The sequence below is a fragment of the Promicromonospora xylanilytica genome (genome assembly GCF_054782895.1).
In genome coordinates this window covers 75,461-96,495 of the sequence record NZ_BAAGRP010000006.1, presented here as the reverse complement: position 1 = coordinate 96,495, position 21,035 = coordinate 75,461, and the positions used below count along the sequence as shown (strand labels likewise).

18 protein-coding genes are annotated in these 21,035 nt (G+C 72.2%); 5 read left to right on the top strand and 13 right to left on the bottom strand.

Annotated elements, in window-relative coordinates; translation table 11 throughout:
- From ACYVK7_RS07580 to ACYVK7_RS07555, 6 genes are all read right to left on the bottom strand, one after another.
- On the bottom strand, positions 1 to 1,398 hold the full coding sequence (locus ACYVK7_RS07580) for a threonine/serine exporter family protein (RefSeq protein WP_460887077.1): 1,398 nt from the start codon (positions 1,396 to 1,398) through the stop codon (positions 1 to 3).
- 100 nt (positions 1,399 to 1,498) lie between these two features.
- Positions 1,499 to 3,130, bottom strand: coding sequence for an ABC transporter ATP-binding protein (locus tag ACYVK7_RS07575; protein WP_460887076.1), 1,632 nt, complete (start codon positions 3,128 to 3,130; stop codon positions 1,499 to 1,501).
- Positions 3,127 to 4,836, bottom strand: a complete 1,710-nt coding sequence (locus ACYVK7_RS07570) for an ABC transporter ATP-binding protein/permease (protein WP_460887075.1) — start codon at positions 4,834 to 4,836, stop codon at positions 3,127 to 3,129. The genes ACYVK7_RS07575 and ACYVK7_RS07570 overlap by 4 nt, the downstream gene beginning before the upstream one ends.
- A gap of 3 nt (positions 4,837 to 4,839) precedes the next feature.
- A complete protein-coding gene (locus ACYVK7_RS07565; protein ID WP_460887074.1) occupies positions 4,840 to 5,853 on the bottom strand; it encodes an ABC transporter substrate-binding protein in 1,014 nt (337 codons plus the stop codon).
- Complete coding sequence (locus ACYVK7_RS07560) at positions 5,850 to 6,680, bottom strand: ABC transporter ATP-binding protein (RefSeq protein ID WP_460887073.1); 831 nt, start codon at positions 6,678 to 6,680, stop codon at positions 5,850 to 5,852. Before ACYVK7_RS07560 ends, ACYVK7_RS07565 begins: the two co-directional genes overlap by 4 nt.
- A complete protein-coding gene (locus tag ACYVK7_RS07555) occupies positions 6,677 to 7,801 on the bottom strand; it encodes a FecCD family ABC transporter permease (protein WP_460887072.1) in 1,125 nt (374 codons plus the stop codon). The genes ACYVK7_RS07560 and ACYVK7_RS07555 overlap by 4 nt, the downstream gene beginning before the upstream one ends.
- Positions 7,802 to 7,896: 95 nt before the next feature.
- Between ACYVK7_RS07555 and ACYVK7_RS07550 the strand changes: the two genes are divergently transcribed.
- Positions 7,897 to 8,346 carry an SRPBCC family protein gene (locus ACYVK7_RS07550; RefSeq protein WP_460887071.1) on the top strand — a complete coding sequence of 150 codons (450 nt, stop codon included), beginning with the start codon at positions 7,897 to 7,899 and terminating at the stop codon, positions 8,344 to 8,346.
- A gap of 35 nt (positions 8,347 to 8,381) precedes the next feature.
- Here the strand turns inward: ACYVK7_RS07550 and ACYVK7_RS07545 are convergent, their stop codons facing one another.
- The 3 genes from ACYVK7_RS07545 to ACYVK7_RS07535 all read right to left on the bottom strand — a co-directional run bounded on the left by ACYVK7_RS07545 (position 8,382) and on the right by ACYVK7_RS07535 (position 11,435).
- Positions 8,382 to 9,596, bottom strand: a complete 1,215-nt coding sequence (locus tag ACYVK7_RS07545) for a sulfotransferase family protein (protein WP_460887070.1) — start codon at positions 9,594 to 9,596, stop codon at positions 8,382 to 8,384.
- A gap of 40 nt (positions 9,597 to 9,636) precedes the next feature.
- Positions 9,637 to 10,968, bottom strand: coding sequence for a cytochrome P450 family protein (locus ACYVK7_RS07540; RefSeq protein WP_460887069.1), 1,332 nt, complete (start codon positions 10,966 to 10,968; stop codon positions 9,637 to 9,639).
- Positions 10,969 to 11,084: 116 nt separating this feature from the next.
- Positions 11,085 to 11,435 (bottom strand): winged helix-turn-helix transcriptional regulator, encoded by a 351-nt coding sequence (locus ACYVK7_RS07535; protein WP_460887068.1) that lies wholly within the window; start codon positions 11,433 to 11,435, stop codon positions 11,085 to 11,087.
- Positions 11,436 to 11,523: 88 nt separating this feature from the next.
- Between ACYVK7_RS07535 and ACYVK7_RS07530 the strand changes: the two genes are divergently transcribed.
- The 3 genes from ACYVK7_RS07530 to ACYVK7_RS07520 all read left to right on the top strand — a co-directional run bounded on the left by ACYVK7_RS07530 (position 11,524) and on the right by ACYVK7_RS07520 (position 15,788).
- Positions 11,524 to 12,408: an enoyl-CoA hydratase/isomerase family protein gene (locus tag ACYVK7_RS07530; protein ID WP_460887067.1), complete on the top strand. Its 885-nt coding sequence runs from the start codon at positions 11,524 to 11,526 to the stop codon at positions 12,406 to 12,408.
- Positions 12,409 to 12,668: 260 nt separating this feature from the next.
- Positions 12,669 to 14,423 (top strand): HNH endonuclease signature motif containing protein, encoded by a 1,755-nt coding sequence (locus tag ACYVK7_RS07525; protein WP_460887066.1) that lies wholly within the window; start codon positions 12,669 to 12,671, stop codon positions 14,421 to 14,423.
- 108 nt (positions 14,424 to 14,531) lie between these two features.
- On the top strand, positions 14,532 to 15,788 hold the full coding sequence (locus ACYVK7_RS07520; protein ID WP_460887065.1) for a prolyl oligopeptidase family serine peptidase: 1,257 nt from the start codon (positions 14,532 to 14,534) through the stop codon (positions 15,786 to 15,788).
- 105 nt (positions 15,789 to 15,893) lie between these two features.
- Here the strand turns inward: ACYVK7_RS07520 and ACYVK7_RS07515 are convergent, their stop codons facing one another.
- From ACYVK7_RS07515 to ACYVK7_RS07505, 3 genes are all read right to left on the bottom strand, one after another.
- Positions 15,894 to 17,243, bottom strand: a complete 1,350-nt coding sequence (locus tag ACYVK7_RS07515) for an MFS transporter (RefSeq protein WP_460887064.1) — start codon at positions 17,241 to 17,243, stop codon at positions 15,894 to 15,896.
- A gap of 149 nt (positions 17,244 to 17,392) precedes the next feature.
- Entirely contained in the window at positions 17,393 to 18,100 is a 708-nt protein-coding gene (locus ACYVK7_RS07510; RefSeq protein WP_460887063.1) for a helix-turn-helix transcriptional regulator, read from the bottom strand.
- 77 nt (positions 18,101 to 18,177) lie between these two features.
- Positions 18,178 to 18,813 (bottom strand): TetR/AcrR family transcriptional regulator, encoded by a 636-nt coding sequence (locus ACYVK7_RS07505; RefSeq protein WP_460887062.1) that lies wholly within the window; start codon positions 18,811 to 18,813, stop codon positions 18,178 to 18,180.
- A gap of 25 nt (positions 18,814 to 18,838) precedes the next feature.
- Between ACYVK7_RS07505 and ACYVK7_RS07500 the strand changes: the two genes are divergently transcribed.
- Positions 18,839 to 19,645: a CPBP family glutamic-type intramembrane protease gene (locus ACYVK7_RS07500; RefSeq protein WP_460887061.1), complete on the top strand. Its 807-nt coding sequence runs from the start codon at positions 18,839 to 18,841 to the stop codon at positions 19,643 to 19,645.
- Positions 19,646 to 19,664: 19 nt separating this feature from the next.
- Here ACYVK7_RS07500 and ACYVK7_RS07495 read toward each other — a convergent pair whose 3' ends face one another.
- The gene (locus ACYVK7_RS07495; protein WP_460887060.1) at positions 19,665 to 20,957 is read right to left on the bottom strand and encodes a glycosyltransferase; all 1,293 of its coding nucleotides are present in this window, start codon (positions 20,955 to 20,957) and stop codon (positions 19,665 to 19,667) included.
- Between the last annotated feature and the right edge of the window lie 78 nt (positions 20,958 to 21,035).

Sequence of the window (21,035 nt, the reverse complement as noted above, 5' to 3'; positions counted from 1 at the left end):
TCAGCGGCGAACGCGCGCGCGGGAGCGCGCGACGCTGGAGAGCGTGGCCCGCACCGGCGTCCCGAGGTAGATCCCGAGCGACGCACCCGCCGCGAGCCCGACGCCGACGGACGCCGCGAGGATCAGGGAGCCGGTCCCGCCGCCGGACGCCGATGCGGGGTCGGCGTGCACCATGCCCAGCAGCCCGTAGAACACCGCGCCACCCGGCACGAGCGGCACGATGGCCGCCGTCGTCACCGCGACGGACGGGACGTGCAGCCGGTGGGCGATCAGCACCCCGACGAAGCTGGCCAGCAGCGCCGCGACGCCGCTCGCGGCCGCCTCGTGCAGCTGTGACGTCACGGCGACCACGTGTCCGAGCACCGTGACCGCGCCCAGCACGGCGCTGACGGCGAGGATGCGCACGCCTGCGCCGTTGAACAACGCGACGGCGACCGCGACGATGACCGCACCGGCGAGCTGGTCGGGCAGCGGGCCGAACGGCGGCGGACCGTCCGGCAGGGTCATCCGGAACCCGAGCACGCTGCCGAGCTCCAGCCCCGCGAGAATGCCCACGACCAGGCCGAGCGTCTGCAGCGTGACGTCGAGGATGCGGCCGGCGGCCGTGAGGGCGAACCCGTCGATGGCGTCCTGCGCCGCCCCGACGACGGTGAGTCCGGAGAGCATCAGGACGATCCCGGACGCCACGATGATGGAGGGTGACACCCCGGCGAACGGCTCGATGCCCGCCGCGGCGAGGGCCGACACGGCTACCGCGACCACCGTGGTGACGAAGGCTCCGGCGATCTGGCTGAAGAACGACGGCACCCGCAGGCGCGCGAGCCCCGACTGGGTCGCCGCCGCACCCAGCGCCGCGACGAAGGTGAGCCCCACCACGGCGGCCGAACCTCCGGAGAGGATGCTCGCGCCCACCGCCAGCAGTGCCCGGGCCGCCACGACGACGGGCTGTCGGTAGCGGAACGGCACCCGCCGGATCGCCCGGAACGCGACACGCGCCTGGTCCAGGTCCAGCCCCTCGTCGACGTCGACCAGCAGCGCCTGCAGGCGCTGCAGCTTCGTGTGGTCCGGCGCCGCCACGCGCACCACCCTGAGCAGCGTGTGCGGCCAGCCCTCACCGCTGCGGTGGTACGAGAGGGTGATCGACGTGTAGGTGACGTCCACGTGCACGCCCCGCAGCCCGTAGGCCGTGGCCACGCGTGTGATCGCAAGGGTCACCTCGTGCGCCGACGCGCCGACCGCGAACATCGACTCGCCGATGCGCATCGCCAGGTCCAATGCCCGGAGCACCATGGCGTCGTCGACGGCGGGCTGCACCTCCGTGTCCGGCGCCTGGGACGGGTCGGTGTGCAGCACCTTGCGCACCGACGAGTACAGACTCCGGCGAGGTGGCTGGCTCATGCCCTCCATTCTGCAGCCGAACGGTCGCGGCCAGGGCGGTGGGGCCGGTACCAGGGCCAGCGGAAGGGACGGCCGGGGGCCGGCGGCGGGGTCAGCCCCGTCAGCCGACCGGCGGCACGGTGACCTGCCGGTCGGCCCGGGCGATGGTGGCCGGCCGGTGCGCGACGAGCAGCACGGCGCGGTCGCACGAGCGGCTCAGCAGATCGAGGATCGCGGTGTCCGCCTCGTGGTCGAGGGACGCGGTCGCCTCGTCGAGCACGAGCAGCCTCGGCTCCCGCAGCAGCGCCCGGGCGATCGCGACCCGGGCCCGCTGCCCGCCCGACAGCCCGGCGCCGTGCTCGCCGACGGGTGTGTCCAGGCCGAGCGGCAGCCCGACGTCGGGGGCGTCGAGCCCTGCGTCCCGGGCGGCGCGCAGCACGTGGTCGTCCGGGGCGTCCGGCCGGCCGAGCACGATGTTGCTCCGGACAGTCCCGTGCAGGAGCGGGGAGGACTGCGGTACCACGGCGACGAGCTCGCGCAGCCGGTCCTCCGGTATCGCCCGCAGGTCCACGCCGTCGAGGCGGATGCTGCCGCCGTCCGGGTCCCAGAGCCGCAGGGCGAGTCGTGCGACGGTCGTCTTGCCCGCGCCGGAGGGACCGGTGAGGGCCACGATCTCGCCGGGGCGCACGTGCAGGTCGAGCTGCTCGAGCACCGGCCGGCTCCGTTCGTAGGCGAAGTCCACGCGGTCGAAGACGAGGCCCGTCTCGCCGGGGCGCGCGCCCACCGGAGCCGTGGCGGCGAGGTCGACGGCGGGCGGCTCGTCCAGCGAGCGGAGGATCCGGGCGGCGGACTCGCGCAGCGTGCCCGCGTTGCGCAGCAGCTCGGCGAGCTGGGCCGCCGGGCCGAGCCCTGCCACCGCGACGGTCACGGCGAGCGGCACCGCCGCGGCCTCGACGGCCTCGGCGTTCTGCAGCACGACGGCGATCGCACCGACGGCCGCGAGGGCGAACATCGCGTCGGCGATGCCGCGCTCGGTACCCAGCCGGGCCGCCTCGCGCCGCTCGACACGAGCCTGCGCCAGCGTGCCGGCGGTGATCCGAGCGAGCTGGGCGTCCAGTGCGTCGGCACTGGTCAGCTCCCGGATGCCGTGGATCGTGTCGAGCAGCTCCGCCCGGACCTGCGCCGATCCCGCCGCGAGCGCCTCCGCGTTGCGCCGCGCGTGCCGGGCGGTGACCAGGGGCACGGCGACGCCGACCACGAGCAGCGGGACCCAGACGAGCAGGAGCAGCGGGGTGATCCAGAGGGACACGAGCGTGCCGGCCGCCAGGACCAGCGCAGCGCTGAGCAGCTGTGCGACGGTGTGCGCGTAGAGCCATTCGAGCGTCTCGATGTCGCCCATGACGGTGGTCGCCAGATCGCCGGTGCGGTGCCGCTGTCCGCGTGCGGGGAGCGCCTGCCGCAGCGCCGCGAAGACCCGGCCGCGCAGCAGGCCGATGAGGCCGTAGGCGAGGCCGTGGGAGACCCAGGACTCGCGCCAGGCCGCCACCGCCGCGAGCACCGCGACGGCGACGAGGGCGGCGGTGACCACCGGCAGCGAGACCGGGACGCCCGCCGCCACCTGCCCGACCACCAGGGCCAGCCCGAGCGCGACGGTCAGCACCGCGGCCTGGGTGACGGTGCTCCACAGGACGGTCTCGACGAACAGGCGCCGGCGGGCCGCGATGACGGGCAGGAGCCGCAGGACCGGCGTCATCGCGGGGCTCCAGCGGGTACGGGCGCGCCCTCGCCGGTCGCGGCGACCTGTCCCTGTTCGATCCGGACCCAGCGTGAGCACCGCTCGGCCGCGCTGAGCCGGTGCGCGATGACGACGGTCGTGCGTGGGCCGGCGTGGTCGAAGATGCCCTCGATGACGCGGCGTTCCGTGTCGGCGTCGAGGGCGGAGGTGACCTCGTCCAGCACGAGCACGGGCGCGTCGGCGAGCAGGGCACGCGCGATGGCGATCCGCTGCCGCTGCCCGCCCGAGAGCTGCTGCCCGTCCTCGTCGAGCACGGTGTCGTAGCCGTCGGGCAGGGCACCGATCAGGTCGTGGGCGTCGGCGGCCGTCGCGGCGGCCTCGATCTCGGCGTCCGCGGCGTCGGGTCGGTAGAGCCGTAGGTTCTCGCGGACGGTCCAGGCGAACAGCACGGGGTCCTGCGGCACCACGACGACACTGCGCCGCAGTGCGTGCCGGGTGTATCCGCGCAGGTCGGTCCCGTCGATGCTGACGGTGCCGCTGTCCGGGTCCGCGCCCCGCTCGAGCAGCCGGGCGAGCGTGCTCTTGCCCGCGCCGGACGGCCCGAGCACCGCGACGGTCTCCCCCGGCGCGATCCGGAGGTCGACCCCGCGCACGCCGGTGTCGGCGCCGGGGTACCGGTAGGTGACGCCGGCGAGCTCCACCGACGCCCCGGCGGGCGCCGGAGCGGTACGGGACCCTTCGCCGGTCACCGCCGGCTCGGCCGACAGGAGGCTGTCGAGCCCGTCCACGGCCGTCAGCCCGAGGTAGCCGGCGTGCCAGTGCTGGCCCAGCTCCGACACGGGCCGGAAGCACTCGCGCGCGAGCATCAGCACGAGCACCGCCGTCGTCGCCGTCGTGGCGCCGGTGACGACCGCACCGAGGGCGGCGAGCACCGCCGCCACCACGCCGACGTGCACCGCGAGGGCACTCAGAGCGCTCTCGACGAGCGACACCCGCAGCTGGGACATGGTCCGTGCACGCAGCTCCTCGGCACGGACGTCGAGCCGTGCCCCGACCCGCTCCGCGGCCCCGAAGGCGCGCAGGAGCGGGATCGACTGCAGCGCCTCGACGTAGTCGCCGGACAGCCGGGTGAAGGCCGCCCATCGTCCGCGGCCGTTGCGCAGCAGCCGGGCGTCCCACAGCCGCGGTGCGAGCACGGCGACGGTGACGGCGACGGCAAGGGCCAGGCCCGCGGCGGGCGCGAGCGCCGTGACGATCACGACGGTCGCGGCCGGGACCAGCAGCACGACGACAAGCTGCGGCAGGTAGCGCGTGTAGTAGGCGTCCAGCCCGTCGACCCCGTCGATCACGGTCGCGGCGGTCCGTCCGGCGCGCCGCTCCGCCTCGGGGACGTCGGCCACCTTGTCCAGCAGCCGGGTCCGCAGCCGGACCCGTACCGTGACACCGATCCGGGTGATGAGCGACTCCCGCGCCCAGATGACCGCCGCTCGGACGAGCGCGACCACGGCGAGCGACGTCAGCGGCCCGCCGACGTCGCCCACTCCCCCGTCGCCAAGGTTCCCGTCGCCAAGGTTCCCGTCGCCGCGGACGAGGGCCGCGACGACCAGGCCGACGAGGACCGCGAAGGTCACGTGCAGGGCGGACAGGACCAGGCCGACGGCGGCCAGGGCGAGGACCGCTCCCGGTACGGCACCGGCGAGCTGCAGGAGCCGTCGGTGGATCACCGCTCAGAGCTCCTCGGGGTAGAGCGCCTCCGCGATCTGGCGGACCGCGGCGACGTTGCCGAGCGTGCCGGGGAAGACGTCGGCGGCGGAGATCGCGATCAGCCGGTCCTCCCGCACGGCGGGCAGGTCGGGGAACGTGCTCGTGAGGTACTCGCGGGCCGCGGCCTCGTGCTCGGCGTCGGACACGGAGAAGACGAGCGCGTCGGGCGCCTCGGCGGCCAGGGACTCGGGGGTGATCTCGGCGGCGAAGAAGGCGGAGAACGCGGGTTGCTCGGGCGTGTACACGTTCTCCGACCCGGCCAGCCGCAGGATGTCGTACTCGACGCCGGCGCCGATCGCGGAGAGCGAGGTCCCGTCGACGTAGACCTGGGCGACCCGCAGCCGGTCGACGTCGGCCACGGCGGCGGCCACCTCGTCCAGCTCCGCCTGGCTCTCGGCGATCAGGTCGGCGGCGGTGTCCTCGACGCCGAAGATCGCGCCGAGATCCTCCAGGTCGGTGAACAGGTCGGTGACCTGGCCGGTCATCCGCCGGTCGGCGCAGCCCCCGGTGGCGACGTAGACGGCGGCACCCGCGTCCTCGAGCTGTTCGACGCTCGCGAAGCCCTGCTCTGCGGTGAACTCGTAGGTGGTCGGCGAGTAGACGAAGTCGGGTTGCACCGCCAGGAGGTCCTCGCGGCTGGGGGGCGTGTCTCCACCGATCACCGGGACGTCCGCCGCGAGGTCGGCGACGGCGTCGGGCAGCTCCCGCGCGCCCGCCTGCGCCTGACCCACCAGGCGGTCGGCCAGCCCCAGCCGCAGCAGGAGCTCGGTCTGCGAGGGATGCATGCCCACGACGGCCTCCGGCACGCCGTCGACCACGATCTCCTGGCCGCAGTTGTCCACGCTGACGGGTTCTCCGCCGCCTGCCTGTCCGGCCGCGGGGGTGACGCCCGTACCGCAGGCGGACAGGAGCAGGGTGGCCGCGGCCAGGGTGGTGACGGCGCCTGCGGCGGCCGTACGACGGGGACGTCGGGTCATGACGAGATCTCGCTTTCGGTGTGGGCGGGCACGGGGACCGGTGCGGTCCCGTCCGGGTGCGGGCCGGGGTGCGGCCGGCGGAACGCCAGCACGCGGTCGTCGTGGTCCTCGAGCACGCGCGCCTCCACACCGAAGACGGTCCGGATCAGCCCGGGGGTGAAGCTCGCGGCGGGTGGCCCGTCGGCGACGACGGTCCCGGCGTCGAGCACCACCACGCGGTCGCAGTACTGCGCCGCGAGGTTCAGGTCGTGCAGGGCGGCGATCACCGTGCGGCCGAGCCCGCGAACGGTGCTCATCAGCTCGAGCTGGTGCTTGATGTCCAGATGGTTGCTGGGTTCGTCGAGCACGAGCACGGGGCTCTGCTGCGTCAGGGCGCGCGCGAGCATGACCCGCTGCCGCTGGCCGCCGGAGAGGGTGCCGACCATGCGGCCGGCGAGGTCCTCGATCCCGGTGCGGCGCATGGCGTCCTCGGCGATCCGCAGGTCGTCGGCGGTGTCCCGGCCGAACGAGGCGTGGTGCGGCGCGCGGCCCAGGAGCACGACCTCGTGCACGCTGAGATCGAAGTCGGTGTGCGGGTCCTGGAGCATGACCGCGACCTGTCGCGCGTGCTGTCGCCCCGACAGGGTCCGCACGTCGGCACCGTCGAGGCGCACGGTGCCACGGCTCGGCCGCACGGCCCGGTAGAGGGTCCGCAGGAGCGAGGACTTGCCGCTGCCGTTGGGCCCGACCAGACCGACCACGGTTCCCGGCTCCACGGTCAGCGAGGCCCCGTGGACCACCTCGGTCCCGCCGAGGACCACCGTGACGTCGTCGAACTCGACCCTCATCGTCCGAACCCCGCTCGGTCCGCGCCGCCACGGCGCATCAGCCAGAGGAAGAACGGCGCCCCGACGAACGCCGTGAGGATGCCGAGCGGGATCTCGGTCGGCATCGCGACGGTGCGCGCCAGGAGGTCCGCGCCCATGAGGAACACCGCGCCCGCCAGCACGGTGACCGGCAGCATCCGCCGGTGGTCCGCGCCCACCACGATGCGGGCGACGTGCGGGATCACGAGGCCCACGAACCCGATGCCGCCGGCGACCGAGACGACGGTTCCCGTCAGCAGCGAGGCCACGACGAGCAGCAGACCGCGCAGCCGGGTGGCGTCGACGCCCAGCGAGGTGGCGGACTCGTCGCCCATCATCAGGGCGTTGAGCGAGCGCGACGTACCGGCGGCGACCAGGCAGGCGACGACGAGGGCGACCGCCGGCCCGGCCAGGCTCGGCATGGTCGCGGCCGACACGCTCCCCAGCAGGAAGAACATGATGCTGACGACGTTCTGGGCGTCCGTCGAGATCGTCAGGTAGCTCGTCACCGCGCTGAACAGCGTGCCGAGGGCCACTCCGGCGAGGATCATCCGGGTCGGGGACAGCTCACCGTCCTTCCGCGCCAGCGCCGCCACACACGCGCACGCCGCGAGCGCGCCGACGAAGGCGGCCACGTTCAGCGACAGGCCGCCCAGCACACCGGTGCCGAAGACGATCACGAGCACGGCGCCGACGCTCGCCCCCGAGGAGACCCCGAGGATGTAGGGCTCGGCCAGCGGGTTGCGCACGGTCACCTGCATCAGCGCGCCCGCGAGCGCCAGGCCCGAACCAGCCAGTCCCGCGAGCAGCGTCCGCGGCAGACGGAACTGCCACACGGCCTGGTCCTGGAGCGGCGTCAGCGTGCCGTCGGACATCCACGGCATGCCCGGTACCAGGTGGCCCACGGTGATCTGCGCCGCCTGGGCGAGGGTCACGTCGACGGAGCCCACCGCGCCGGAGACGACGACGAGCACGGCGATCCCGAGGGCCAGGACCGCGCACGACCAGCCGGTTCGGCGCGCCAGGCGGCGTCGGATCACGTACGAGGCGCCTGACGGGCCTGCGGAGGTGGGCGCCACAGAGGCGAGCACGCGTGTGGTCACGCCGTGAGAGTAGTGATAATCATTATCAAACTCAACCCTGCCCACCTGGGGCAGGCGCGGTACGGTCGTTCCCAAAGGCTCCACGGAGGGCAGCGATGAGCACCGATACCCCGCGCCACACCGTCACCGCGACGACGCACGTCGCCGAGCCGCCCGATCGGGTCTGGGCCGAGCTGGTGCATCCCGGAGCGCGCTGGGTGCTCGGCGCCAACATCGAGACGGACTTTCGGCCGGGCAGCCCGATCACCTTCGAGGGCCACTTCTTCGGCCGGGTGTTCGCCGACAAGGGGCAGGTCATCGCGGTCGAGCGGCCACGGCTGCTGCGCTTCACGCACTTCGCACCGCTCAACGGGCTCGAGGACGTTCCGGAGAACTACCACGAGGTCCGCATCACGCTCGAGCCCGACGACGGCGGCACGCTCGTCACCGTGGTCGAGGAGAACTTCGACACGGAACGGCATGCCGCCGCCGCCGAGGGGCACTGGAAGGACGCGCTCGCGACGCTCGCCCACCGCGACGACGGGACCCGCGCGACGCACGACTGAGCCGGACACCGCGAGCCAGGGCGAACCGGGGTCGCTCACAGCTCCACGGCGGGCTCCGCGTCGCGCAGGTCCAGGCGGTCCAGCAGGCGGTTGTACGGCGCGAACGTCTGCTCGACCTCGGCGGGGTCCAGGTAGCTGGACAGGTCGTACCGGTGGGAGGGGGTGCCCTTCGGCTTGGCGATCACCTCTGCCAGCCGCTCCTCGTCGCTGTCGGTCCAGGTGGCTCCGATCGCCGAGTAGAGCCGGGGCACCTCGGTGAACGGGTCGGCGCTGAGCTTGTGGTACGGCACGTCAACGATCGACGACGGCGGCAGCTGCCTGCGCAGCTCCAGGCCACGCTCGACCTGCGCGAGCAGGTGCTCCAGCGCGAACCGGCCGATCACGGCCCGGTCGGTGTCGTGCTGGTACATCCCCCAGAAGGTCTCCACGAGGCTGCAGAACGATCCGATGACCGTGACGGGGTCCCGGTGGGTCCACACGAACGTGGCGTCCGGGAACACCTTCTTGATCGTGTCCATGTCCTCCAGGTGCGCCGGGTACTTGAGGAACCACCGCTTGGGCGCCCGCCCGTGCTGCAGCACCTGCAGCCCCAGCTTCAGGTACTCGTAGTCCCCGGTCACGTCGCGCTCGGCCGCCCAGGCGCTGTAGGACGGCATCAGGCCGTGCAGGATGGGCCAGTGGCTCCCGTGCGGCAGGAGGAACATCGACTCCTCCGGCCGGTCGATGCTGATCGGGTGGATGTGCGGGATGTCCGGCGCGAACCGCTCCATCAGGCCGGCGCCCTGCTCGAGCTGCTTGATCAGCTTCCGGGCCGCCTGCGGGTCGTCCAGGCCCGTGTTCTGCATCTCCCACAGCAGCGGGGCCCGGTGGTCGGACGAGGCGGACAGGACCCGGTGGGCCAGCGTCGTCGCGGTACGCGGCAGCCCGCAGACGATCACGGGCGCCGTGATCGGCTCGTCCGCGATGCGCGGGTTCTCGGACAGCACCCGCTGGATACGCAAGCGGTTGACGTACCGGCCTTTGACGTCGCTCATGATGAGGTACCAGCCGAGAGGCGACAGGCGGGGAATCGCCGCCGCTGCCTCGACGACCATGCCGAGGTCGTCGGCGAACTGCCGGTCCTCGGCCCCCGCCTCCTTCTCGACCTGCGCGACGGCCTTGGCCCAGGACCGGGACGGATCCTGGTACCCCTTGACGACCGGGGAAAGCACGGTGTTCAGCACGCGTGTCGTGCGGGGACTGCGACTCACAAGTTCTCCTGGTTTGTCATCGACGTGTCTACGGCAAGCACTACGCACTGGTGGGACGGAACGTCACCGGCAGCGACTGCGGACGGCGGAAGCGAAGGTCAGGGGCCCAGCGGATCTCCTCGACGCCGGTGGCCAGCACGGGTTCCACCTGGCGGAGCAGCGTCTCGACCGCCGTCCGGACGATCAGCCGGGCCTGCCCCGGCGCCGGGCAGCGGTGCGAGCCGGCCCCCCAGGCCAGATGGGCCCGGTTGCCGAGGCCGTCCCAGGCGCCGTCGCCCCGGATCCTCGGGTCCGACGCCGCGGCGCCGACCGCCAGGAGTACGGCGTCGCCCCGCTCGACGTACGCGGACTCACCGAACAGGTGACCGTCCTTGAGGGCGAACCGCGGAGCCAGGACGCTCACCGGCGACGCGTTCCACAGGACCTCGTCCAGCGCCTCGTCGGTCCCGAGCCTCCCGCCGGCCAGCCGTCTGAGGAACCCGTCGTCGCTCAGGGCGAGCAGCAGAGCCTGCCCCAGCCACGCCTGCAGGCCCCGGCTGGCACCGGTCACCAGGGACAGCATGCCCAGCACGGCCTCGTCCCCGCCCTCGTAGGAGGGATGCTGCGCCAGCAGGCCGGCCGGCGTGAGACCGCCGCTCGCATCGCGGCCCATCACCTGTCCGCCGAGCAGAAAGCTCAGCTCGTCGACGCTCGACGCGTCCCCCTGCCCGGCCGCGAGGTCGTCGGCGAGCTCGAACACCTGACGGCCGGTCTCAGGATCCAGGCCCAGGACCGTACCGAAGGCGAGTCGGGCCACCGGTGCGACATACTCGCGCATCAGATCGACCTCCTGCGCGGGGTCGTTCGCCACTGGGGCGTTCGGCGCCGGGTCGTTCGGCGCCGGGTCGTTCCATCGCGCGACGATCTCGTCGCACACGGTGCGCGTGACCCTGGCGACCTCTGCTCCGTCGACGAGGGCGAGAACTTCCTCCAGCGGGCCGCGCAGCCGGGCGTGCGCGGGCCCGGAAGCCGTCTCGACCGTCTCGGCCCAGGGTCGGAACAGCGACCTCAGGGGCGCGGGCAGCGACCCGTCCGCTCCGCCGTTCCAGGCGCCGACCTCCGTCGTGACCATGCCGGACTCCCTCGCCAGCATGACGATGGTCTGATACCCGGTCACCAGCCAGGCGCGGACCCCCGACCCCAGATCCACCGGGGCGACGTCACCCCAGTCCTGGCGCAGGCCGGACCACGCGGCGTCGACGTCGCGTGCCGCGAGCAGGTCGGCGAGCAACGGAGGGTCGACAGGTTCGGCAAGGCGCATCGGCGACCGGCCGAACGCCGGCTCCGCCCACGCCATGCCTGGCTCGGTCGCGGACGCAGTCGAGTTGGTCATCGTTCTCTTCCATGATCAGCCCGGCCAGGACTTCTGACGCAGAAGCGACGATAGCGACAAATAACGCGAATAGACCTTCTTTCACCACCCCGACTTGTGCGAGGTGCGTCGCAGCCCTACGTGTCTTCGGGGTCGTACGCGTCGAGAAGCTCGGCCCCGTGCTCGTCGCTCCAGGCGTAGACCATGGTGAGCAGGTCGAGCATGCTGTGCCCGAGGTCGGTGAGCTCGTAGGTCACGGCCCGACCCGCCGTCCTGCGGCACACGAAGCCGTCGCGCTGCAGGTTGCGCAGCGACCGGGTGAGCTCCTTCGCGCTGGTGCGGTGGAGCGGGACGCGCAGCTCGGAGAACCTGCGTGGCCCCTCCCCCAGGCAGCGCAGCACCATCGGCGCCCATTTGTCCTTCATCCGCAGCGGCTGCATCGGTGACGGGCAGATCTCGTCGAACATGTCGACGGCCAGCTCGGACATAGCACGAGTCTAGGTTCCCGGTCGGTAACCTGTCCGCTTCCTAGGGTCTGGACTCGCACGCAGTACCCCACCGACCCCAGGAGTTCTCATGAGCTACGACGACCTGCCCGGCCTCCGGATCGCAGCATCGGACGGCGTCGCGACGGTGACGCTCGACCACCCGCCGCTCAACCTGATGGACGGCATCCTGCTGCCGTCGCTGCGCGGCTTCGTCCACCACGTCAAGGACGACGCGAGCATCCGCGTCATCGTGTTCGACAGCGCCGACCCGGAGTTCTTCAGTGCGCACGGTGACATGGGCTACCTCACCGAGGCGGACGCGCTGCAGGCCGCGACGCGCGCGGCGATCGCCGCCGCCGACGACGCGCCGGTCCCCGACGGGATGAACATCCTGCAGGCCATGAGCGAGGAGGTGCGCGACCTGCCGCAGGTCACCATCGGCAAGCTGTCCGGCTTCGCCCGCGGTGCCGGCAACGAGTTCCTCATGTACCTCGACCTGAGGTTCGCGGCGATCGGCGCCTCGGGACAGTCGCAGACCGAGGCACTGATGGGGATCCTCCCCGGCGGTGGCGGAACCGTGAACATGACCCGCCTGACGGGGCGCGCCCGTGCGCTCGAGCTCATCCTGGGCGGCGAGCTCGTGGACGCGGAGCTGGCGGAGCGCTACGGCCTGATCAACCGCGCCCTCCCGGCGGACGAGCTGGACGCGTTCGTCAGCGACCTGGCGCGGCGTATCGCACGTGTCCGACCGGAGGTCGTCGCCGCGATCAAGGAGGCGGTGAACGCCATGGCTCCGGCTGTCCCGCGCGGGGCGTACGCGCTCGAGAACGACGGCCTGATGACGACGATGGGCCCCGAGGTGACCCAGCGCGCGCACGAGCTCCTGGCGGCCGGGATCCAGACCCGCGAGGGCGAGCGGGACCACGAACGCATCATCGGCTCCTTCGCGGGCCTCCGCCCAGCCGCTCGCTGACACTGTCCGCGCAGCCCCCGGCCCGCGCGCAGCGCGCGGGCCGGGCGCTTCCGGTCGACGTCGCGAACGCGGCCGACGCCCTGCCCGCCGGCATAGTCAGGGGCACTCCCCGGTGTTTCGCCGTGATGTCGGAGCGCACCATCACCACTGCAAGGTGTGCAGAGCAGAGTTATCCACAGATTTGAATTTGGCCCTGCAGCCCGTACGAGTGTTCGAGATGATGGGATCAGCGAACAGACGACGGGCGGGGGTGGGTGCTGATGGGTCAGCCGACGAACGGGACGGCGCCTGGTGGTCTGCCTCCTGGTGGTCTGCCTCCTGCTCGGTCGATCGAGGACGCGCTGGCCCGGATCGAGGACGCGGTAGCTGACCTGGCGGGTCTGACGGGCCCGGGGGTGTTGGAGGGGTGGGACGCGCCCAGTGTGGGCCGGTTGGTTGACGCGCATGCCCGGATCCGTCGGGTGACCGGCCGGTTGGACGGTGTCCGATACACCCTGCTGCCTCGGATCGAGGCGGAAGGGTCGTGGCGGTCGGGTGGCATGGCGCGCACCTTCGCGTCCTGGCTCCGTGTCCGTGAGGGTGTCTCGGCGGGGACGGCGCGTAAGGACATGCTGATCGCCCGCCGCCTGGTCACCGCACTGCCGGTGACCCGGGAACGCCTGGTCGCGGGAACCGTGGGTGTGGATCACGCGCGGGTGTTGACGCAGGTCGCGCCGACCAGCGAGACGCGTACGGATGCGTTGGCGTGGCTGATCGACACCCGCACGGGTGAGACGACGACACCGGAACAGTTCGTGCAGAGCGTCGCGGTGGACGTCCCGGACCCGGTGGATGACCCGGACGGGTCCCGCACCCGCGCGGTGGTCACCCGCGTGCTGCAGGACGCGGTCACCGACGGGACCCTGGTCACGGGTGAGGGCCTGGTCCTGCGGGAGGCGAACGTGCTCAACGCGGACCAGTTCCGGGTCGTGGCACGCAGGTTCGCGACCGTGACCGACCCGGACACCGACGACATCGACGACGACAAGGCCGCCCGGGGTGAGTTCCTGGACCTGTCCAAGACGTTCGGTGGGTATCACGTGGCCGGGTTCCTCACCGACGAACACGGACTGCTGGTCCAGAGCGCGCTGACCGCGGTGATGGGTGCCCCGGCCGCGGAGGACACCCGCACACCGGGGCAGCGCCGGGCGCAAGCCCTGGCGGACGTGGCCCGCGTCGTGCTGGACACGAACCAGGCCTCGCCGGGCGCGGCGATCGCCCCGCACCTACATGTCACGGTGTCCTGGACCGAGCTGGAGACCCAGGTCACCCGCACCCGCGACGGCCTCTGCGTGACCTGCGGACACACGACCACACGCCGAGCCCCAACCGGCACCACTGGCGCCACCGGCACGGCTGGCACCACGGGCACGGCTGGCACGGTCGGCATGCCTGGCACGGTCGGCACGTCCGCCCTGTCCGGACTGTTCGCGGGTGGTGGCCCGGTGTTCACCGAGACCGGTGGTCGTGCACCACGCGCCCTGTTGCGCCGGTTGGCGTGCGACAGTGCGGTCACCAGGATCGTGTTCGGTCCCGATGGCGCGGCCCTGGACGTCGGCCGCGCCCAACGCACCGTGACCGGGCAGATGCGACGTGCCGTCATCGCCCGCGATCAGCACTGCGTGTATCCCGGGTGCGACCAGCCGCCGTCACGGTGCGAGATCCACCACGCGGTGACCCACTGGGCCGACGGAGGAGAGACCTCCGTCGCCAACAGCGCCCTGCTGTGCTGGTTCCACCACCAGCTCGTGGATGCGAAGGGCATCACCATGCACTGGACCGGCAAACCCACCACCACCCACACCGGGACGCGCACCGACACGGGCACTGGCACTGGCACTGGCACCACCACCGGCACCGGCATGCCCGGAGCACTGCTCGAGACCGGATGGGCCTTCACCGACGCCCGCGGCCACCGCATCCGACTACCTGAAGCCCTCGAACCCCTACCGCCCCCGGACGCCGAAGCCGCCTGACCCGGCGCTCGATCCGTTGACGCGCATCAGCACAGATCATTAGCCTCCGGATGGTTGGTGACGCGCTCGCGCATGCCGGCCTCTGGCCCCGAACGAAGGAGTTCCGCCATGCGTACCCCTCTCACCCGCCGCACTCTGCTCGTCTCCGGTGCCGCCGTCGGCGCGTCGGCCCTGCTGGGCGTCCCGGCCGCGAGCGCCGAGACCCGCGAACGTGGCGATGCCCTGGTGACCCCCGTCGCCGAGGTGCTCGACGGCGGTGAGCAGGTGACCTCACTCGTCATCTCCTCCCCCGCCCTGAGCCGCGTGGAGCGGTCGTCGCTCACCACGTCGACGTTCACCGTCCGTGTCACCGCCACGAACCCGCTGAGTGGCGAGGTCGCCTACGAGCAGGACCGTCTGGTGACCGGGGCGGACTGGACGCGCCGTGGCGCGATCTCGCTGGGGCTGGAGCACGGGTGGGGGGTCGACGGCGGCGGCACCCTGCAGTACATGGGCGCGTACGGCCGCAACGTGCTCCTGGACCTCGGCTACGTGATCACCCAGGTCGAGCCGTTGCGCGGCAGGGGCGGGTCGGGCGCCGTCGTGCTCGGCTCGTTCCGTCAGGACCGCCTGTCCGACCCGGAGGTCGACGCGTTCACCCACCACGCGACGGCGTCCGGCCTGAACTACCGGCTGTTCTCCCCGGAGCGCGGGCGGGGTCGTGACGGTGCGGCGCTCGTCGTCTGGCTGCACGGCGGCGGCGAGGGCGGCCTGCGGACCGACGGGTACGACTACTACGACAACGAGGCTCAGCTGCGGGCCAACCGGGGCGCGCTCGGCTTCGCGACGCCGGAGGCGCAGGCGCTCTTCGGCGGCGCCTACGTGCTCGCACCGCAGGCGACGTCGGCGTGGATGCAGGACGGCGACGGTTTCGCGCCGCTCGTCCTGGAGGCGATCGAGGAGGTCGCGGCGGCGCACCGGATCGACGCGAGCCGCATCCACGTCGTCGGCTGCTCGAACGGCGGGTACATGTCGCTCAAGATGGTCGCCGAGCACCCGGAGACGTTCGCGAGCTCCGTTCCGATCTGCTGCGGGATCGGCGCGCGCGACGGTTCAGGCGCCTACTTCATCTCCGACGACGAGCTCGCGGCGATGACGACGCCGACGTGGCTCGTGGCCTCGGCCGACGACACCACACTCGACCCCGAGGACAACACCGTCTACGCCCACGAGCGGATCGACGGATCGATCATGACCATGTACGACGGCGTGACCTGGGACGGGAACACCTTCCCCGGGCACTGGTCGTGGATCTACGTCGCCCGGAACGACCCGCGCCACGACGGCGCGCGCATCTGGGAGTGGATGGCGGCCGCGAGGCGCTGAGCCGAGCACACCGCGCCGCACGAGAACACGCACCGAGAGCAACCGCACCGCACGAGACCGAGGCCCGCCCCGCACCCGATGCGGGGTGGGCCTCGGTCTCCGGACTCACGCCCTGGAGGTCGAGCGGGGCGTCCCCGGCACCGTCTTCAGGTCGTGGAGGCGGGAGCCGTCGGTACTCATGCGCGCGCTGCCGGTCGCGATGGCGCCGACCACGCAGATCACCGCGCAGTACACGACCACCGGCCAGATCTCTCCGCCGACCAGCGCGACGAGCGCGGTGCAGATGAAGGGCGCGAGCCCGCCGCCGAGGGTGTTGGAGATCTGGTACCCGATGTTCACGCCGGTGGTGCGGGCCTCCGGGTCGAACATCTCGGCCAGCATGGTCTGCAGCGTCGCCTGCATGGCCACGCCGGGGATCACGAAGCCGAGGATCATCCCGGCCCAGATCAGGATCAGGTTGCTCGTACCGAACAGCAGGAATGTCGGCCACACGAGCACCGCGAAGCCGATGCAGCCCGCTATGTACACCTTGCGGCGGCCGATCCGGTCGGACAGCGCCCCGTAGGCCGGGGCGACGAAGATCTGCAGGATGCCGACGATCATGGTGCCCGCGAAACCCTGCCAGGCGGGGATGTCGTTCTGGTTCACCATGTAGGCGATGCCGAACGTGAGCACGACGTACCCGGCGATGCTCTGCGGCAGGCCGATGAGGATGCCCATGATCGCGTTCTTCGGGTGCCGGAAGACCTCCTTGATCGGGTTGCTCTTCACACCGGCGTCCGCCTGGGCCTGCTTGACGTCCTTGAACTCCTGCGACTCCTCGAGCTTGCTGCGCAGCACGATCGCGATGATCGCGAGCACGAGGCCGATCACGAAGGGGATGCGCCAGCCCCAGGTCATGAACCAGGACTCCGGGCCGAGACCCAGGCCGGCCATGAGGCCGGCGGACGCCACGTTCGCGATGCCGGCGCCGCTGATGAGGAACGCGCCGTACATGCCGCGCCTGCCGACCGGTGCGTGCTCGACGACCATCGTCGCGGCTCCGCCCATCTCGCCGCCGACGAAGAAGCCCTGGCACATGCGGAAGAAGATCAGCAGCAGGGGCGCGGCGATGCCGATCGACGACTCCGGGGGGATCAGCCCGATGCCGGCCGTGGCGATGCCCATGCCGACCACCGTGATCATCAGCGCCGTCTTGCGTCCGACACGGTCACCGATGGGACCGAACACCAGGCCGCCGACCGGGCGGAGGAAGAAGCCGACCGCGAACGTCGCGAACGACGACAGCTGCGCGACGATCGGGTCCTCACCGGTGAAGAACACCGCTGGGAAGATCGCGGCCGATGCCAGGCCGTACAGGTAGTAGTCGTAGTACTCCATGAGCGTCCCGATCGCGCCGCCGGCGATCGTGCGCTTCTGCGTGCCGCTCAGCGGCGTCGTAGCCGTCCCAGCCACCAGAACCTCCGGGTAGTCAGATCAAGGTCCGGCGTCGGGTCAGGCCGCGTTGCCGACCTCGTTCCGGACCTGAGTAGTCTGACCACCCTCTGAACGAAACGTCTACGACCAAGACGTTTCGTTCACGTAAAACCTACGGGCCGACACACTCATTCTCGTTCCGAACGCATCTTGTCCAGGTAGGCATACGCGGTGACCTTGGAGATCCCCAGGCGCTTCGCCACCGTCTCGACCGAACGCTTGACGTGAAAGGCCCCCAGACCGTCGAGGGTGCGCAGCACGGCGATCCGGTCGGACTTGTCCATCATCGCCACCGGACGGCCGACCACCGAGATGGCGTCGGCGATCATGGTGTCGAGCAGGCTCGCGATGTCGTGCGTGTGGAGCTCGCGGTCGCGCTTCTCCGGCGCCGCCGAGGGCATCAGCGTGCCGAGGATGTTCTGGGCCGTCTGCAGCGGCGTCAGGTCCACGTTGATGCAGAGCGCGGCGATGATCCGCCCCGCCGCGTTCCGGTAGTAGACCGACGAGCAGTGCAGCTCACGCCCGTCGGCCGTACGGCCGGAGTAGCCGAACTCGTTGTGCTCGGCATCCTCGTCCCGCACCGCCTCGAGGCCGAGGTTCGTGGACGGCCCGCCGACCTTCCGGCCGGTGACGTGCCCGTTGACGATCGCGTAGATGGTGTGGTCCAGGTCGCGCTGGCTCAGGTCGTGCAGCACGACCTCGCAGTGCTCGCCGACGGCGGACGCGATGGCGCGCATGACCGGCTCCAGCACCAGATGAGCCGCCTCGATGCTCTCGAAGCGGCCGTTCGTCACCATGGCGCGGATCCGATCGTCCGCGTCCTCCCTGCCTGCCATCAGCGCTCCGCCCGGTCGTACCGTGCGAGATTCTACGGGGCGCGCGAGACCTCACCACGAGACCTCACCACGCGACCTCACCCAGAAGGCCTCCGGCGAGACCCTCCGGCGAGCAGCGCGCTCGCGACCAGCACCAGGTCGTCCGGCTGCGGTGACGCACCGAGCATCGCCGCGGTGCGCGGATAGGCGTCGAGGTCGATCGCACCGAGGCGGGCCAGGAAGGCGGGCGACGGCGACGCCGAGGGCGACAGCACGGCGGCGCCGTGCACCCACTCGGTCAGGAAGCCCGTGGCCGACCACGCGCGCTCCTCAGGCAGCCCTGCCGCGTCGAAGAAGCGCAGCAGGGCCTCGTTGAGCTCGAGCGAGTGCGGCCCGATGACGCGCTGCGCGGCCAGGATCTCGGCACGAGCGGGCTGGTCACGAAAACGTGCGAGCACCCCGCGCAGGAAGGCCGCCAGCGACTCTGAGTCCGGCGTGGAACCGAGAGGCGTGAGGTCGAACGTGCCGAGGAAACGGTCACCGACGTCGTTGCGCAGCGCCTCCACGTCAGGAAAGTACGTGTAGATGGCGTTGGGCGTGATGCCGGCCGCCGCCGCGATGCCGCGCAGGCTCAGCCCACGGAACCCGTCCTCGTCGAGCACCCGCTCGGCGGCGTCGATGATGAGTGCCGCGGAGACGTCTCCGCGCGGTCCACGACGTCGTTGCCCTGTCATCGGACCAATGCTAGCGTGCCTATTTGTGCAGCGTACAAATCCACGCGAGCTCCGCGCCGCCCTCCTGTTCAGCGTCATCGTCCTGGCCGCCATCACGGCCATCTGCGGCACGTTCGTGCTCGTCGGCGCCCCCATCCCCGACTGGTTCGTGATCGTCGGCCGATGGCTGCCCGCGCTCGTCACCCTTGTCGTGCTACGCGTCGTCCCGCTGCCCGGTGGGATCGCACACTGGTGGGGCCTCCGCCCCGGCGGATGGCGGCGGTTCCTCGCGGGAGCGCTCGCGGGAGTGGTGATCCTGCTCGCCGTCTACGCGGCTGCGGCACTGATCGCCGGATCCACCGGCCTCGCGACCCTGCTCGGCGGCGCAGAGCTCATCACCATCGCGGCGGCGCTGCCCGTCGCGGTCGTCCTGCTCACGCTCAGCACGTTCGGCGAAGAGGTCGCGTGGCGCGCCTTCCTGCAGCGCGCCCTCAGCCCGTGGGGATTCTGGCGCAGCTCGACGACGATCGCGCTGGTCTGGGTGGCCTTTCACGTCCCGCTGCACGGCGCCATGGCACTTCAGGGCACCCTGCCCTGGTCCGCCGCGATCAGCTCGACCCTCCTGCTGCTCCCGCTCGGCATCCTGCTCAGCGCGCTGGTCGTACGCTGGGGAAGCGTCTGGCCGGCCGTGCTCGCACACGCACTGCCGCTCACGGCACTCAACCTGCTCGCCGGCCCCGGCCACCTCGAGCTCGCCCCGCAGCTCGCCATCACCGCGATCAGCGGAGTGCTCATGCTCGGCGCGGCCGCGCTCGTCGCACCCCGGAGCGCGGGCCGGCCGGCTCCTTCCTGACCGGGCGCAGCCGGGGGCTTCACGAGCGTCCCTCGACCGCCCGCTCGACGAGGGCGACCGCCCGGTCCGGACCCCGCTCCTGAGCGATGCGCTCCCCGAGGCCTGCCGCCGCCGACGTCGTCGCCGGCGCGCACGCCTCGGCGACCCGGTCCGCGAGCCGCGACGCGGTGAGCCCGCGCTGGTGCAGAGGCTCCGGGGCCACCCCGCGCGCACTCGCCACCCGCCCCCAGAACGGCTGGTCCGCGACGAACGGGCACACGACCTGCGGCCGCCCCGCCATGAACGCGGTGCCGGTCGTGCCCGCCCCGCCGTGGTGCACGATCGCGGCCATCCGCGGGAACAGCCGCTGATAGTCCACGTCGCCGACGACGACGAGCTCCACCCCGCGCTCGGCCGCTGCGTCGTTCGCCGCCTCGTGGTCGAGCCCGCCCCAGGCGGTGGCCAGCACGAGCCGGTGCCCGGTCAGTGCGGCGGCCTCGACCACGGCCCGGGTGCTCGCCCGCGGGTCCGTGCCCGACATCGAGCCGAACCCCGCGAACAGCGGAGCGGGACCGTCGGCCAGGAACCGCTCGACGTCGGCCGGGAGCGCCGGCTCGGGCGGGAGGAACCAGTACCCGGTGACGTCCGCCTCCGCGGGCCAGTCCGCGGGGCGCGGCAGGACGGACGGACTGTAGGCGTGCAGCACCGTGGCCGCACCGCCGTCGGGCCGGACCGTGGGGTCGTGGCGGCCAGGCCTGGCCGGCAGACCGAGCTCGTCGCGCCGCCACCGGTCGAGCACGCGCCCGAACATGGCCGCGGGCAGCCGCATCCCGCCGAACGTGGCGCGGTTCAGAGGCCCCGGGAGGCCGAACGGCAGCGACTGGCCGGGCCACGGGAACTCGCGCGTCGGAACGTACATGGGCAGCGGCAGCCCCAGGACGGCCGGGATCCCCAGCGCCTCGGCCACGTGCTGGCCGGCCAGGATCTGCCCGTTGTGGACGACGACGTCCGCTCCCGCGCCGGCGCCGTGGGCGGCGACCTGCCAGGAGTCGGCCAGGACCTGGTGGAACGTCGACGGCATCTCGCGGATCTGCCGCAGCCGGGTCCGGACGCCGCCCGCGAACGCCTGGCCCGCCCCGGCCGGCGAGTCCAGCTGTCGCATCGGCCCGTCGTCGACGCCAGCGAACGTCACGCCGTTGCCGGTGACGAAGCCGGCGAAGCGGTGCGGCGCGCAGAGGACCGCGTCGTGGCCCGCCGCGCCCAGCGCCCGGGCCAGGGCGACGAACGGCTGCACGTCGCCGCGGGTGCCCAGGGTCATGATCAGCGCCTTCATCGGAGACCTCCTTGATAGGTCGACAAAGCTGACGCCGACCAGGCTTCCCGGCACACCACGAACGACGGTAGACCTCGT

Bases quoted from the DNA above. Each gene is read 5' to 3' on its own strand.
- ACYVK7_RS07510 (WP_460887063.1), bottom strand. From the start codon at position 18,100: ATGGCAGGCAGGGAGGACGCGGACGATCGGATCCGCGCCATGGTGACG.
- ACYVK7_RS07520 (WP_460887065.1), top strand. From the start codon at position 14,532: ATGCGTACCCCTCTCACCCGCCGCACTCTGCTCGTCTCCGGTGCCGCC.
- ACYVK7_RS07565 (WP_460887074.1), bottom strand. From the start codon at position 5,853: ATGACCCGACGTCCCCGTCGTACGGCCGCCGCAGGCGCCGTCACCACC.
- ACYVK7_RS07580 (WP_460887077.1), bottom strand. From the start codon at position 1,398: ATGAGCCAGCCACCTCGCCGGAGTCTGTACTCGTCGGTGCGCAAGGTG.
- ACYVK7_RS07535 (WP_460887068.1), bottom strand. From the start codon at position 11,435: ATGTCCGAGCTGGCCGTCGACATGTTCGACGAGATCTGCCCGTCACCG.
- ACYVK7_RS07505 (WP_460887062.1), bottom strand. From the start codon at position 18,813: ATGACAGGGCAACGACGTCGTGGACCGCGCGGAGACGTCTCCGCGGCA.
- ACYVK7_RS07550 (WP_460887071.1), top strand. From the start codon at position 7,897: ATGAGCACCGATACCCCGCGCCACACCGTCACCGCGACGACGCACGTC.
- ACYVK7_RS07575 (WP_460887076.1), bottom strand. From the start codon at position 3,130: ATGACGCCGGTCCTGCGGCTCCTGCCCGTCATCGCGGCCCGCCGGCGC.
- ACYVK7_RS07525 (WP_460887066.1), top strand. From the start codon at position 12,669: ATGGGTCAGCCGACGAACGGGACGGCGCCTGGTGGTCTGCCTCCTGGT.
- ACYVK7_RS07530 (WP_460887067.1), top strand. From the start codon at position 11,524: ATGAGCTACGACGACCTGCCCGGCCTCCGGATCGCAGCATCGGACGGC.
- ACYVK7_RS07560 (WP_460887073.1), bottom strand. From the start codon at position 6,680: ATGAGGGTCGAGTTCGACGACGTCACGGTGGTCCTCGGCGGGACCGAG.
- ACYVK7_RS07495 (WP_460887060.1), bottom strand. From the start codon at position 20,957: ATGAAGGCGCTGATCATGACCCTGGGCACCCGCGGCGACGTGCAGCCG.
- ACYVK7_RS07540 (WP_460887069.1), bottom strand. From the start codon at position 10,968: ATGACCAACTCGACTGCGTCCGCGACCGAGCCAGGCATGGCGTGGGCG.